The sequence below is a fragment of the Pseudomonas sp. RIT778 genome (assembly GCF_019718735.1).
GTDB lineage: Bacteria > Pseudomonadota > Gammaproteobacteria > Pseudomonadales > Pseudomonadaceae > Aquipseudomonas > Aquipseudomonas aphyarum.
On sequence record NZ_JAIHBA010000064.1, the window covers coordinates 1 to 13793 of the forward strand.

12 protein-coding genes and 1 pseudogene are annotated in these 13793 nt (G+C 63.1%); 10 read left to right on the top strand and 3 right to left on the bottom strand.

The features are described 5' to 3' along the window. The 3 genes and pseudogenes from K5E37_RS28925 to K5E37_RS28935 all read left to right on the top strand — a co-directional run. A pseudogene (locus tag K5E37_RS28925) lies at nt 1–192 on the top strand (EmrB/QacA family drug resistance transporter); the annotation flags it as partial. Nucleotides 193–210: 18 nt separating this feature from the next. Further along, nucleotides 211–1281, top strand: a complete 1071-nt coding sequence (locus K5E37_RS28930) for an HlyD family secretion protein (protein WP_007957704.1) — start codon at nt 211–213, stop codon at nt 1279–1281. After that, the gene (locus K5E37_RS28935; protein ID WP_221535784.1) at nt 1278–2738 is read left to right on the top strand and encodes an efflux transporter outer membrane subunit; all 1461 of its coding nucleotides are present in this window, start codon (nt 1278–1280) and stop codon (nt 2736–2738) included. The genes K5E37_RS28930 and K5E37_RS28935 overlap by 4 nt, the downstream gene beginning before the upstream one ends. Here the strand turns inward: K5E37_RS28935 and K5E37_RS28940 are convergent. Next, nucleotides 2719–3408, bottom strand: coding sequence for an NYN domain-containing protein (locus K5E37_RS28940; protein ID WP_221535785.1), 690 nt, complete (start codon nt 3406–3408; stop codon nt 2719–2721). The two genes, K5E37_RS28935 and K5E37_RS28940, sit on opposite strands and share 20 nt — an antisense overlap. Nucleotides 3409–3887: 479 nt before the next feature. Between K5E37_RS28940 and K5E37_RS28945 the strand changes: the two genes are divergently transcribed. Genes K5E37_RS28945 through K5E37_RS28960 form a run of 4 tightly spaced genes read left to right on the top strand, consistent with a single transcriptional unit; the run spans nt 3888 to nt 8580 of the window. Further along, entirely contained in the window at nt 3888–4667 is a 780-nt protein-coding gene (locus K5E37_RS28945) for an efflux RND transporter periplasmic adaptor subunit (protein WP_085608539.1), read from the top strand. Then, complete coding sequence (locus K5E37_RS28950) at nt 4664–5983, top strand: efflux RND transporter periplasmic adaptor subunit (protein WP_221535786.1); 1320 nt, start codon at nt 4664–4666, stop codon at nt 5981–5983. Before K5E37_RS28945 ends, K5E37_RS28950 begins: the two co-directional genes overlap by 4 nt. Next, on the top strand, nt 5984–8080 hold the full coding sequence (locus K5E37_RS28955; RefSeq protein WP_221535787.1) for an efflux RND transporter periplasmic adaptor subunit: 2097 nt from the start codon (nt 5984–5986) through the stop codon (nt 8078–8080). A gap of 11 nt (nt 8081–8091) precedes the next feature. Then, nucleotides 8092–8580 (top strand): GNAT family N-acetyltransferase, encoded by a 489-nt coding sequence (locus K5E37_RS28960; protein ID WP_408980460.1) that lies wholly within the window; start codon nt 8092–8094, stop codon nt 8578–8580. A gap of 9 nt (nt 8581–8589) precedes the next feature. Here the strand turns inward: K5E37_RS28960 and K5E37_RS28965 are convergent, their stop codons facing one another. After that, on the bottom strand, nt 8590–8901 hold the full coding sequence (locus K5E37_RS28965; RefSeq protein WP_221535789.1) for a DUF6916 family protein: 312 nt from the start codon (nt 8899–8901) through the stop codon (nt 8590–8592). Between the two features lie 56 nt (nt 8902–8957). Further along, nucleotides 8958–9545, bottom strand: coding sequence for a phage tail protein (locus K5E37_RS28970; protein ID WP_085608544.1), 588 nt, complete (start codon nt 9543–9545; stop codon nt 8958–8960). Between the two features lie 242 nt (nt 9546–9787). On the opposite strand from K5E37_RS28970, the gene K5E37_RS28975 reads away from it, so the two are divergent. The 3 genes from K5E37_RS28975 to K5E37_RS28985 all read left to right on the top strand — a co-directional run. Next, a complete protein-coding gene (locus tag K5E37_RS28975; protein WP_221535790.1) occupies nt 9788–11383 on the top strand; it encodes a glycosyltransferase family 39 protein in 1596 nt (531 codons plus the stop codon). A gap of 137 nt (nt 11384–11520) precedes the next feature. Continuing rightward, nucleotides 11521–12366, top strand: a complete 846-nt coding sequence (locus K5E37_RS28980; RefSeq protein ID WP_221535791.1) for a sulfotransferase — start codon at nt 11521–11523, stop codon at nt 12364–12366. Nucleotides 12367–12421: 55 nt separating this feature from the next. Further along, nucleotides 12422–13793, top strand: a 1372-nt coding sequence (locus K5E37_RS28985; protein WP_221535792.1) for a DUF4347 domain-containing protein, incomplete at its 3' end; no start/stop codon positions are given.

Genomic DNA, 13793 nt, shown 5'->3' on the forward strand with positions numbered 1-13793 from the left:
CTGGTCGATCGCCTCGGCAACTCGCCGCTGGCCGCGAGCAACGACCCCGGCCTCGCCCATCGCCTGCACGAACAGGCGGTGGTGCTGACTTCTTCGGATCTTTATCTGTGCATGGCTGGCGTCGCGGTGGCGCTGATCCTGCTGATTTTCTGGCTGCCGACGCGGATCTTTCCGCCGCGCGCGCCGACCTGACTGAAATAGAAGGTTCTTATGACGACTCAAGCAAAGCAAAAACTCGCGGTGGCTGTGGCCGCTGCGCTGGCGGTCGGTGTGCTGGTGTATCTGGCGATGCCCGGCCTGTTCGGCAAGCGTACTCAGCAGAACACCAACGATGCGTTCGTCTCCGCCGATTTCACCCTGGTGGTGCCGCGTGTGGCCGGGTTTATCAAAGAGGTGTTGGTGGAAGACAACCAGCAGGTCAAGGCCGGGCAGTTGCTGGCGCTGATCGATGACCGCGACCTGCGCGCTGCTGCCGAGGCCGCCGACGCGCAAACCCTGGTTGCCCGCGCGCAGTTGCAGAACGCCAAGGCCACGCTGGAGCGCCAGACTTCGGTGATCGCTCAGGCGCAGGCTTCGGTGGTTTCGGCCAAGGCTGAAATGGCTTTCGCCCAGCAGGAATTGAACCGCTACAACCACTTGGCCGGCGTCGGTGCCGGCACCGTGCAGAACGCGCAACAGGCGCGGACCCGGATCGATCAGGCCTCTGCGCGGCTGGACACGGCCACCGCGAAACTGGCGGCGGAACGTAAACAGGTCGAGATTCTGACGGCGCAACGCGATGCCGCCGAGGGCAGTTTGAAACACGCTCAGGCTGCGCTGGAAATCGCCAGTTTCGAGCTGTCCTACACGCGCATCACCGCGCCCCAGGACGGCATGATCGGCGAGCGCGCGGTGCGGGTCGGCGCCTATGTGACACCGGGCAGCAAACTGCTGGCGGTGGTGCCGTTGAAGCAGGCCTATGTGGTCGCCAACTTCCAGGAAACCCAGCTCACCGACGTACAGCCGGGGCAGGACGTTATCGTGCGGGTCGACAGCCTCGGCGGCGAAGCCCTCACCGGCCGCGTCGAGAGTATTGCCCCGGCCACCGGCGTGACCTTCGCGGCGGTCAAACCGGATAACGCGACCGGCAACTTCACCAAAGTCGTGCAGCGGATTCCGGTGAAGGTTTTGCTGGATCCGGGCCAGCCATTGGCCGAACGCTTGCGGGTGGGCATGTCGGTGGAGGCGAGCATCGACACCGAAAGCTCGATGACGTCGGTGCGTGAGGTGACGCAGCGATGAAGCGCTTTCAGTCCATGACGGTTGTCCTGAGTCTGTCGGCGTTGGCGGCCTGCACCGTCGGCCCGGATTTCCAGAAACCCGAAGCCACCCAGATTGCCGAGTGGGCCAAACCGTCAAAAAGCGCCCCCAGCCAGGCCGTCAGCGAACCCTTGAACGAGCGCTGGTGGGAGGTCTTTAACGACACGCAGCTCTCGGCCCTGACCCAGCGCGCCTTGCGCAGCAACCTTGACCTGCAACTGGCCAGCAGCCGCCTGCAACAAAGCCGCGCCGCCCGTCAGGTGATCAGCGCCGACCGCTATCCGACGACCGCCGCCACCGGCAGCTACGCCCGCAAACGCAACAGCGGCGAAGGCCTGAACGACCCGTCCGGGCACAACGGCGATTCCGCGTTCAACCTGTGGGATGCCGGTTTCTCGGCCTCCTGGGAGCTGGACTTCTGGGGTCGCGTGCGCCGGGAAACCGAAGCCGCCGACGCCAACCTCGAAGTCGCGGAAAACGACCGTCGCGGCGTGCTGCTGGCGGTACTCGCGGACACCGCGCAGAACTACATCCAACTGCGCGGCGTGCAAAACACCCGCGCGGTCACCGAGCAGAACCTCGATGTGGCGCGGCACAGCCTGAAGCTTTCGCAACTGCGCCTCAACGATGGCGTAGCCACCGATCTCGACGTCGCCGAAGCGGCCGCGCAAGTGGCGGCCATCGAATCGCGGCTGCCGGCACTGGAGCAGCGTCAGGCGCAACTGATCAATGCCATCAGCCTGTTGATGGGCGAACCGCCGCAGGCGCTGGCGAAAGAGTTATCCACAGATGCGCCGGTGCCACAGTCGCCGCTGACCGTCGCCATCGGCCTGCCGTCGCAACTGGCCGAGCGCCGGCCGGATATCCGCCAGGCCGAAGCCCGATTGCATGCCGCCACCGCCAACATTGGCGTGGCGAAGGGCGATTTCTATCCGCGCATCACCCTGTCCGGCAATCTCGGCTCGCAAGCCATGCAGCTCAGTGATTTCGGCTCCTGGGGCTCACGCGCCTTCGGCATCGGCCCGCAATTCAGCCTGCCGCTGTTCGACGGCGGCCGCCTGCGCGGCGTGCTGCAACTGCGCGAAGCCCAGCAACAGGAAGCGGCCATCGGTTATCAACAGACCGTCCTGCGCGCCTGGCACGAAATCGACGACCAGTTGACCGCCTACAATGCCAGCCAGCGCCGCCGCGACAGCCTCGCTGAAGCCGTGCGCCAGAACCAGATCGCCCTGCGCACCGCGCAACAGCAATATGTCGAAGGCGTGGTCGACTTCGTCAACGTCCTCACCGTGCAAGGCGCACTGCTCGCCACCCAGGAACAATGGGTGGAAAGCTCCACCGGCGTTTCACTGGCGATGGTCGGGTTGTACCGGGCGTTGGGTGGGGGATGGGAGTCGGTGTATCCGGAGGGCGCTCTCGCTACCAGTAATCCGGTTTGATTGCTGGTTTTTTATGAGTTGCGACGCGATTTGGAAATTGGTGAAGCAACAATTCCTCAGTTGTGATGACGCGTCGTAACCAGTGAGAATGATCTTTCAGTGATCCGGGAGGTGGCCGGGTAGATCCTGCGCGATGGGGAAGGATGATCCCGAGAACCATGTCGGGAAAGTCGGCACGTATAGCTTTCAGCACGGGCGTCATGTCGGTATCGCTGGACACAAGAATAATTTGTTCGATGCGCTCGTGAATATCAAACATAGTCTGTCGGCTTGCTGTGCGGTACATGCTGATTGCGATATGAACGTCTGTCTCCTTCTCCTCAAGCTTCCAGATATCAACTTTGTCTTGGCGGGAAACATCAGTATTTTTGTCTATAAATCGGGGTGCTTTTGCGGGCTTAAGCTGATGGCGACCAAAATGCACCGTGATATTGGAGGCACGCAATGCTCTTACATAAGAATCTTGCGCCTCTTTGGAGACTCGGCCCCGAGTTGCAAGTTGGGGTTTGATTGGCGAAGTGAAGTAATCAATGGAGACAACCGCATTCCGTGGGTTTTCCACATGCGCGATATGTGTGAGCAGGCTTTTAAGATCCAGCCATTTATAGGGCGTACCAGCAAGCAGTCCATAGAAAATGTTGTAGCCATCAACAAAAAAAGCTGTGCGCACAAAAATAATTCCTCAGAAACGAAAAAACCGGCCTTGGCCGGTTTCTTCTTCCCCAACTGCCAGCGAACTGAATCGCTACGTACGGGGCTGAGTAAGGCAATCCTAGATTGAGTACATCATGTTGGTCAACCTTGGTCTGATCATCACCTCGCTCGTCTGGTGAGTTTCCAGCGCCGGCTCTTCAGTGTTGTTAATTTATCTCCGCAACGGTCAAGTCCTTTGGACGCTGCTGTATTAGCGATTGTTGCAATGTAGGCAGATGATTCGGTCAGTTCGTCGTAGCGTTCGCATTTCACCGAGAGATTGTTTCCTCTGCTTCTGTAGGAAAAATTCGTAGGCTTAAACTCTTGTACGAACGCGAGAGATGAGGGGAAAAGTACGGCATTTTTGAAACAATGTATTTCCAGACGTGATGGCCTTTCGCTTGACGCTAATCCCCGCTGTCGTAGACTCCGAGCATCCGTCAGGGAGTAACGGTTATGCGGCGTTTTCGTGGTTGGGTTGTCGGATTGACCTTTGTAACGTGTGCAGTTCAGGCTCAAACGCCCGCGCCAGACGATCCGCTGCTGGATAACGGCGGGGCGGCGAATGCGTCGGCCAGCAGTGAAGCGCGCGGTGTGTTGCGGGCGCGGGATCAGGCGACGCTGGCCAGCGAGTTGTCGGGGCGGATTGTCGAGTTGCCGTTCAGCGAGGGCGAGTCGTTCAAGAAGGGCGATACCCTGGCGCGGTTCGACTGTTCGGCTTATCAGGCCCAGTTGAATGCCGCGCAAGCGGCCAGCCGTGGCGCCGGTGAAGAGTTGGCGCACAACCGGCAACTGGCGGCGCTCAATTCCGTCGGGCGTTTCGAAGTGGCCCGGGCCGAGGCCAAGGTCAGCGAGACCCAGGCGCAATCTCAGGTTTATCAAGTCCAGGTCAAACGCTGCAGCGTGGTCGCGCCGTTCGACGGGCAAGTGGTCGAGCGTAAGGTGCAGCGTTATGAAAGCGTGCCGGCCGGTGCGCCGCTGCTCGATGTGGTCGACAACCGCACCCTGGAAATCCATCTGCTGGTGCCGTCGCGCTGGATGGCCAGGCTCAAGCCCGGTCAGTCGTTCAGCTTCGTGCCTGATGAAACCGGTCAGGCCATCGACGCCACGGTCAAACGTCTCGGTGCGCGGATCGATGAAGGCAGCCAGACCCTGTTGCTGGTCGCCACACTCCCCGAAGCCAAAGGCTTGCTCGCCGGCATGAGCGGCACCGCGCGTTTTCCGGAGCTTAAGTGAACGCCCCGGTGAGCGGCGCCGCCGAGCAAGTTTTCGCGCGGTTTCTCGATCTCGAACGGCAGACCCGCGCCGCCCATGATATTTCGCAACTGGCCTACAGCCTGGTCAATGACGGCCAGTCGTTGTTCGGTTTTCGCCATGCCGCGCTGCTGATCGCCGGCAAGGTGCAGGCGGTGACCGGGGTCAGCGCAGTGGAGCCGAATGCGCCGTTCGTGGCGTTCGTCGAGCAGGCCGTGGCGCAGTTGTTCAAGCAGGATGTGCTGAAACAGGCGCGGGTGATCACGCCGGAAATGGTCGGCGAATCGATCCAGGCCGACTGGCGCAGTCTATCGGCCATGCAAGTGTTCTGGTTGCCGTTGATTGATCGTCAGGGTCAGGTGTTCGGCGGTTTGTGGCTGGCCCGTGATCTGCCGTGGAACCCTTCTGAACAAGTGTTGCTGTCGCAGCTGGGCGACACCTACAGCCATGCCTGGCTGGCGCTGCAACCGCGCAAGCCATGGCGGCTGCGCTGGACCCGCAAACGCCAGGTGGCGCTGGTCGCCGTGTTGTTGCTCGGGCTGTTGATCCCGGTGCGCCAGTCGGTGCTGGCGCCTGCCGAAGTGGTGCCTCAGGGCGGGCGGGTTGTCGCCGCGCCGCTGGACGGAGTAATCGCAGAGTTTCTAGTCAAACCCAACCAGAGCGTGAAAACCGGTGATTTGTTGCTGCGCTTTGAAAGCACGACGCTGAAGGCTCAGGCCGATGTCGCCGAGCGTGCACTCGGAGTTGCCGAGGCGGAACTCAAAGCCAACTCCCAACGCTCGTTCGTTGACGCCGAATCCAGCTCCCGGGTCGATCTGCTGGCCGCCCGCGCCGAACAGAAACGCGCCGAACGCGACTACGCTCGCGAACTGCTCAACCGCAGCGAAGTGCGTGCCGAGCGCGACGGTATTGCGGTGTTCGCCGATGCTGAGCGCTGGACCGGCAAACCAGTGCAGACCGGCGAACGGCTAATGGAAATCGCCGACCCGAGCCAGGCCGAACTGCGTATCGAACTGGCCGTGGGCGACGCGATCTCGCTGGAACCGGGCGCTGAGGTTGCATTGTTTCTCGACAGCGATCCGCTGCAACGCCACCTCGCCAGCCTCGAACGTTCGGCCTACGAGGCGCAGCCCACCGCCGGCGGCCAATTGGCCTATCGACTGGACGCCAATTTCACCGACGCCCCGCCGCGCATCGGCCTGCGCGGCACCGCGAAAATTTTCGGTGACCGCGCGCCGTTGGCCTTGTACCTGCTGCGGCGTCCGCTCGCCGGGCTGCGCCAGAGCGTAGGCCTTTAAATGACCCTGCCGAGCCTGCGTGCCGACCTGCAATTGTCGCCCGCGGCGCCGGCATTGGACGGTTCGCCTCGCTGGACCCTGGCCGACCCGGTGCGCGGGCGCTACTTCAAACTCGGCGCGGCAGCGATGCGCCTGTTGCGCCACTGGTCGCTGGGCGATGCCGAACAAGTACTGCGGGCCGCCAATCGTGAACCGGGTTTACCTCTGGACGGCAACGAGCTGGCGCAACTGCTGGAGTTCCTGCGCGGTCACGATCTGATCAGCGCCCTTGATGAGCAACAGCGTGCCAGTTATCGGCTCAAGGCCCTCGTGCAACGCCAGAGCCTGTGGAAAATCCTGCTGCATCAATACCTGTTCTTCCGCATTCCCCTGTGGCGGCCGGACGCTTTTCTCAACCGTGCCTGGCCGTGGCTGGAACGCTTCGGTCCGAAGGTTTTGCGCTACGGTCTGCCGGCGACGCTGGCGCTCGGGGTGTTTCTGGTGTCGCGGGACTGGCAGCGGTTCGTCGGCACTTTTCCGCACCTGTTTAGCCTCGGCGGCGCGATCGCGTTCGGCATCTCGCTGTTTTTCGCCAAGCTCTGTCACGAGTTCGGTCATGCATTCATGGCCAAGCGCGCCGGGTGTCGGGTGCAGAGCATGGGCGTGGCGTTCATGGTCTTGCTGCCGATGTTCTACACCGATGTCAGCGATGCCTGGCGGGTCAATGATCGACGTGCGCGACTGTTGATCGGTGCCGGTGGGGTGCTGGCGGAATTGCTGCTGGCGAGCGTCGCGCTGCTGGTGTGGTCGTTCCTGCCGGACGGGCCCGGTCGCACGGCGGCGTTCATGCTCGCCAGCGCGACGTGGATCACCACGCTGGTGGTCAATCTCAACCCGTTCATGCGTTTTGATGGGTACTTTCTGCTCAGCGACTTATGGGAAGTCGACAATTTGCAGGGCCGGGCCTTTGCCCTGTGTCGCTGGCGGCTGCGGGAATTTCTGTTCGGCTATGGCGCTCCGGCGCCGGAGCCTTGGTCGCCGAAGATGCAACGGCGTTTGCTGATCTGGGGGTATGGCTCGTGGTTATGGCGTGCGGCGTTGTTTTTCGGGATCGCGCTGGCGGTCTATCACCTGTTCTTCAAGGTGTTGGGGATCTTCCTGATGCTGGTGGAATTGGTGTGGTTCATCTTTCTGCCGATCATGAGTGAGTGGCGCCAGTGGTGGAGCCGCCGCGAACAGGCTCACGGCCCCCGGGTGTTGCTCAGCAGCCTGGCGGTACTTGGCCTGTTGCTGGTGCTGATCGTGCCGTGGCGCAGCTCGGTCGAGTTGCCGACGATGCTCGAGGGCGGTCGCGCCAGTGCCTTGCACGCACCGACGGCGGCGCGGGTCAAAGCCGTGAAGGTGGAGGATGGTCAGACCGTTGCTCAGGGCGACGTGCTGATCGAACTGGAATCGCCTGATCTCGATTCGCGGCAGGCCATCGTCCGCCGGGAAATCCGCATCCAGCAATTGCTGATGCGCCGCCAGGCTGGTCGCAGTGAAACCGCTGCCGACGCCGGCATCGTCGAACAGCGTCTCGCCGAAGCAGTGGCGGAATATCGCGGCCTGACCGCCCAACGCGAGCGCCTGCTGTTACGTGCGCCCCACGCCGGCACCGTGCGTGACCTGCTGCCGAACCTGACGCCGGGCCGCTGGCTGTCGAGCAAGGATGCGCTGGCGCGGGTGGTCGAGGACGGCACGCGACTGCGCGGTTACTTGGCCGAAGCCGAACTGTGGCGGGTCAAGCCCGGTGCCACTGGGCGGTTTATCGCCGACGACCCGATGCATACCGCTATCGCGGTGCAACTCAATGAAATCGACACCAACGGTGTGGCCTATGTCGATCAGGAGGCGCTGACTTCCGATCACCACGGGCCGATTGCCGTGCGCCGCGATCAGCAGCAACGGGCGGAACCGGTGCAGGCGCAATACGGCGTACGTTTGACTACGCTGGATCAGGCACCGACCCCGGTGCAGCCGCTGCGCGGCGTGGTGGTGTTGCAGGGCAGCGGCGAATCGGTGCTCGGCGTGGCCTGGCGCCGGATGGCGGCGCTGGGGGTCAGGGAAAGCGGTTTCTAGGGAGCATGAAGATGACGGACAACCTGGCGGCGGACGGATTGGTGGTGCGGCCTTCGCGGGCGACTGACGGACCCTTTCTGCAGAGCCTGTATCAATCGGCGCGGCCGGATCTGCAATGGATCGACGGCGAGCAGGAACAGGTGCAGCAAATCGTTGCCCAGCAGTTTCAGGTGCAGGAGCAGGGCATGGGTGAAAACCATCCGAATGCCATGCACTACATCGTGGAAAAACTCGGCACGGCCATCGGCGCACTCAGCACCGATTTCGGCGTCAATGAAATCCGCGTGTTGTACCTCGCGTTCATTCCACAGGCGCGGGGCAAAGGTTACGGACGAACCGTGCTGCAAGGCGTGCAAAAAGCCGCGCAGCAAGTGCGCTGCCCGGTGGCGACGGTGGTCTGGGCCAACAACCCTCATGCGCGCCAGCATTACCTGGCGCTGGGGTTTGCCGTGGAGGAGTGCAATCCGGCGGCGGAGCGGTTGGTGTGGTACCCGCAGTGAGGCGGGATGTCAGTTGAAGGAAATGCAGAAATAACCCAGTTGCGGATCCCGCCCCATCGCCGGCACCCGCGACACGAAAATGTCCTCCACCCGGCCGAGTTCCGGCAGCTCCAGCGCGCATAAACCGTCGACGAACTCGGTCGGCACCAGGCTGTTGAATTCGAGGCAGAAGGGCATGCGTTCGCTGTAGCGGGTTTTCGCCGCGGGGACCTCATCCAGGTGTTCGATCCGGATCGGCAATGCCGTGCCATCGGGCAGGTGCAGCGTGCGTTGCTGTCCGAGCAACGGCTGGACGTGTTGAATCTGAACCGCTTGCAGCATGGTTTGACTCCAGTGAAAAAAGAACGGCCGGGGGCGGTGAAGCCCCCGGCGTTTGCTCAGTTGCGCGACGGGAACAGGCCGTTCAGGGCAACGCTGAAGTTGAGGACCAGGGCCGGGTTCAAGACTTGCAGTGGCTGACTGCCGCCGGTGGAGGAAATGTCCCCGGTGACGGTGGTGGTCACACCCTTGAGTGGCACCGGTGTGGCGCCTTGGGCGTCGGAGTAAATGTTCGCCGAACCCGGGCCGCCGCCGGACGCGCCGAGGTACGAGTTGGTGGCGGTCGGCACGGTCGCCGGATTGCTGGCGGGTACTGCCAGGGACAAGGCCGTGTTGGCGGTGAGGCCGGTCATCGCGTGAGTGTGGTTGGGCATGTTGGCGATGGTGGCGGTGACGCTTTCGGTGCCGTACACCTGACCGATGACGCGCGGCGTCAGGCCCAGTCCGGTGCCTTGTGCGACGGGCACGCGACCTTGCAGGTTGGGCAGTTGAAAGTTGGTCGTGCCATTGCCGCCGTAGTAAGTGCCGAGCAAGGCGAACAGCGCCTGGTATTGCGAGATGCCCAGGATTTGCCCGTTGCACAAGGCCCAGCCACTCGGGGCGAAGTTGAAGGCGAACGGTTGAATCGTACCCATAAAGACTTCCATGGTTCCTCATCCTTCTGTTGTGTGGTCGGCGCGCCGCGCGGTCGCCCTTGTTGTCGGGCCGGTCGAAACGTTTTGCTGACTCCTTCCTTTTGCGCGGGCAGGTCACGCCAAGCCGTAGCGTAGACCCGGATCGACGGACTTGCCGGACGTCGTCACGGCCGCGCGTCGACTTCGGCGCTGGCCTACAGTGTTCGCAGTCAATGACGCAAATTGTGTTCGCAAAAAACGCTGAGGGGAGGTTGATGGAGGTCCTTCGCGAGACGCCGCTGGGGGATACCCAGGATCCGTTCGCCGCACCGAATGCCGGTGTCCGGCGCCTGTTGCGCTGGGCGCGCGAGCACTGGTTGATACCGATCCTGCTGCTGGCCACCGTGGTGCGTTTTTATGACCTGACCGCTGCCGCGATCTGGGGCGATGAAGGTTCGAGCCTGCTGCTGGCGCGCTATTCGCTGGGCGGGATCTGGACACACGCCGCGCTCGACGTGCACCCGCCGCTGTATTTCATGCTGCTGCACGGCTGGATCGGCGTGTTCGGCGACGGCCTGCTGGCCATTCGCAGTTTCAGTGCGCTGTCCGGTATCGCCACGGTCGGGCTCGGTGTGAGCCTGGTCGATCGGCTGGCCACCCGCCGCGCTGCGATCATCGCCGGGGTGTTGCTGGCGTTGTTGCCGACGGCGGTGCGCTACAGCCAGGAAGTGCGCATGTATGCGTTGCTTGGCTTGCTGCTGATCGGCGCGACGCTGGTGCTGGTCAAGTGGATCCGGCGCCCGCAGCGTCACCGTTATCTGCTGATCTACGCGCTGCTGATGACGGCGGCGTTGTACACCCACTATTTCGCCGTGCTGGCGGCGCTGAGCCATTGGCTGTATCTGGGGCTGATCCGCCTGTTGCCGGGTTATCGCCTGAAGCATCTCCAGCGCAAGGACTGGTGGCTGGCCAATCTGGCCATTGTCGTGCTCTACCTGCCGTGGTTGCCGAACCTGATTGACCTGCTGCAACACATGGACGCGCTCAAGGCCGGCGGCGATGTGGGCTGGGAAGATCCGGTGACCCTGTCTTCGCTGCCGTCGATGATCTGGCTCTGGCTGATCCAGGATGAGGGCGAGCAGTTGCCGTTGCTGCTGTTCGGCTGTGTGCCGCTGGCCTTCCTGGTGCTGGCGGCTGTCGCCGTCGCCCGGGATCGCAGCGTGAACCATGGCAGCGTCCTGCTGGCGCTCTACACCGGCGTGCCGTTGTTGCTGGTGTTCGCCGTGTCCTTCGTCACGCCGGTGTTCATCGAGCGTTACCTGACTGCCTACGCGCTGGGGCTGCCGATGCTGGCGGCGCTGGCCATCGACCGGCTCTACAGCAGCGTCCGCGTGCTGGCGATGGCGGTGCTGCTGTCGCTGGTCGGGGTCGAGATGATCGGGTTGAACAACAACGCCATGGTCGACCGCAACGACCAGTTCAACGTCATGGTCGATTACGTCAACCGCCACTTCACGAGCGGCGACCGGATCGTTACCAGCGACATGCTCTGGTACCTCAGTTACGTCTATTACAACCGTACAGACGCTCAAGTCCGGCTGTTTACGCCGCCCACCGTCGAGGGGCGCTCGACCCGCCCGAACCACTACGGCTTCGGCACGCTGGTGTCCGATGAGGTTTACCTCGATCGGTTGGGAGACCTGCCGAAGGACAGTGCCCGGGTCTGGTTGATCGGTGATCTGGACGTGGATGTACCCGATCCATTCCTGCCCTTGCCTGCGACCTGGCACCTGCGGGATCAGGCGCAGGCGGGCGGGGCGAAAGCGCGGCTTTTTTCGGTGCAGACCCCCAATGGATCGGGAGAAAACTGACTTAAACGGTTCACCAATTTATTCGCGATAAAGCCAATATTTTTAAGTCCGTTTTGCTCTGTTTTGATATCAAAACACTACTAGTCGAAAGGGTATTGTTGGACTACGCTCGTGGGACAAAAGGACTTACAAATACGGTGAAGGGATTGCAGCAGTTCCACTTTATCTCCGGCTTGCCGCGCTCAGGTTCTACCCTCCTTTCTGCGATCCTTCTGCAGAACCCGCGCTTTCATGCCGGCATGACCAGCCCGGTCGGCGCGCTGTTCTCCGGGGTCCTTGAACAATGCAGCGCCGGCAGTGAATTCGGCGCGGTGATCGATACCGACATGCGCCGCCGCCTGTTGCGCGGCCTGTTCGATTCCTACTACGCCGACAAGGCCGACAAACCGGTGGTATTCGACACAAACCGCCAGTGGTCTGCGCGACTGCCGGCCATCAACGACCTGTTCCCTCAAGCCAAGGTCATCGCCTGTGTGCGCAACGTCGCCTGGGTGATGGACAGCCTCGAGCGGCTGTACCGCGCCAATCCTTTCGAAAACACCAAGCTGTTCGGCGATGCGGTCGAGCGCAACACCGTCTACAGCCGCTGCGAAACCCTGGCCCAGCGCAACCGTCTGGTGGGTTTTGCCTGGGCGGCGCTCAAGGAAGCCTATTACGGCGAGCACGCCGATTCGCTGCTGATCGTCGATTACGACCTGCTGACCCAGGCCCCGGAGCGGGTGCTGCGGCTGGTCTACAACTTCATCGGTGAACCCTGGTTCGAGCACGATTTCGAGCACCTGGCCTACGACGCGCCGGAGTTCGACCAGGCCCTGGGCGTGGCCGGCCTGCACAAGGTCAAACCCAAGGTCGCCCTTGAGTCGCGGCGCACGATCCTGCCGCCGGACCTGTTCAAGCAATACGCCGATCTGTCCTTCTGGCTCGATGGCTCAGCCAGCGCTGCCAATGTCATTCGTATGAAGTCCGACGCCGCGATCAGCTGATCGCGGCGTTTTTCATTGATGCGTCAACAACTGTGTTCGAGTCCGGGTGAGCAACATGTGGTGGAGCAAGCAGAAGTCGCGGGTTACCGAAGGCCAACGGACGCTGGCGGCGCCCATGATCATGTCGCTGGAACCGCGCATGCTGTTCGACGGCGCCGTCGCGGCCACCGTGGCCGACACCGCCGCCCAGGCTGACAGCCATGCCGCCGATGCCGCGAAAGCGCCGGCCGCCGACCACCCGAGCGCCAGCAAGGACACCCACGGCCAGGCCGATGCCACGCCCGCCGCCAGCCCGGTCGCGGTGCCGGGGCAGAGCGTGGTGTTCGTCGATTCCCGGGTCAAGGATGCCGACAGCCTGCTCAAGGGCGTGGCCCCCGGCACGCAAGTGGTCAAGCTCGATGCCGGCAAGGACGGCTTGCAGCAGATCGCCGATTACCTCGACCAGCATCAGGGCGTGAGTTCGGTGCAGATCATCGCCCACGGCAACGCCGGTGACCTGTGGCTGGGCAACAGTTACCTGTCGGCCGACAACGTCGCCCAGCGCAGCGCGATCCTGGCGGAAATCGGCAAGGACATGAACGTCGGCGGCGACATCCTGATCTACGGCTGCTACACCGCCGAAGGCGATCGTGGCCTGAGCTTCGTCGACTCGTTGGCGCAATTGACCGGCCGCGATGTGGCCGCCTCGAACAACCGCACCGGCGTGGGCGGCGACTGGGCTCTGGAGATCGCCACCGGCAACATCGAAAGCGCCAACGTGCTGTCGGCCCAGGCGATGAGCGAATACCAGTGGGGCCTGGCCACCTGGACCGCCACCAACAATGCCAACACCGGGGTCGGCTCGCTGCGCGCCGCGCTGGCGTCGGCGCAGAACGGCGACATCGTGACCTTCAGCAGCGGCATGACGGTGCAGCTCACCTCGGAATTGCTGATCAACAAGAACGTCACCGTGGATGGCGACCTGAACAACGACGGGGTTGCCGACGTTACGCTCGACGGCCAATACCGGACCCGAGTGGTGGAAATCACCTCCGGCAGCACGGTGACCCTGGATGGTCTGGTCATCACCCGGGGCCTGGTCTCGGGCAACGGTGGCAATGGCGGCTACGGCGCAACCGGCGCCATGGGCGGCGGGATTTTCAACGCCGGCATCCTGACCCTGAACAACGTTTCGGTCACCGGCAACGCGGCGGCCGGCGGTGGTGGTGGCGGTGGTGTCACCGGTGCGTTTTACGGCGGTGGTGGCGGCGGTGGCGGTGGTCTTGGCGGTCAGAGCGGCGGTCATGGTGGCACGGCCGGGCCGGGCACCGGTACGCTGGGCGGCCAGGCCGGCAGCGGCGGTGTCGGCGGTTACGGCGGTGGCTACGACGCGACGCACATGGGCGGGCGCGGCGGCTCGACCACGGGCGGCGCGGGCGGGGTGGGCG

What these genes read in the sequence shown, in the direction of transcription:
- K5E37_RS28930 (WP_007957704.1), top strand. Translation starts at nt 211, where the DNA reads ATGACGACTCAAGCAAAGCAAAAACTCGCGGTGGCTGTGGCCGCTGCG.
- K5E37_RS28935 (WP_221535784.1), top strand. Translation starts at nt 1,278, where the DNA reads ATGAAGCGCTTTCAGTCCATGACGGTTGTCCTGAGTCTGTCGGCGTTG.
- K5E37_RS28945 (WP_085608539.1), top strand. Translation starts at nt 3,888, where the DNA reads ATGCGGCGTTTTCGTGGTTGGGTTGTCGGATTGACCTTTGTAACGTGT.
- K5E37_RS28955 (WP_221535787.1), top strand. Translation starts at nt 5,984, where the DNA reads ATGACCCTGCCGAGCCTGCGTGCCGACCTGCAATTGTCGCCCGCGGCG.
- K5E37_RS28960 (WP_408980460.1), top strand. Translation starts at nt 8,092, where the DNA reads ATGACGGACAACCTGGCGGCGGACGGATTGGTGGTGCGGCCTTCGCGG.
- K5E37_RS28965 (WP_221535789.1), bottom strand. Translation starts at nt 8,901, where the DNA reads ATGCTGCAAGCGGTTCAGATTCAACACGTCCAGCCGTTGCTCGGACAG.
- K5E37_RS28970 (WP_085608544.1), bottom strand. Translation starts at nt 9,545, where the DNA reads ATGGAAGTCTTTATGGGTACGATTCAACCGTTCGCCTTCAACTTCGCC.
- K5E37_RS28975 (WP_221535790.1), top strand. Translation starts at nt 9,788, where the DNA reads ATGGAGGTCCTTCGCGAGACGCCGCTGGGGGATACCCAGGATCCGTTC.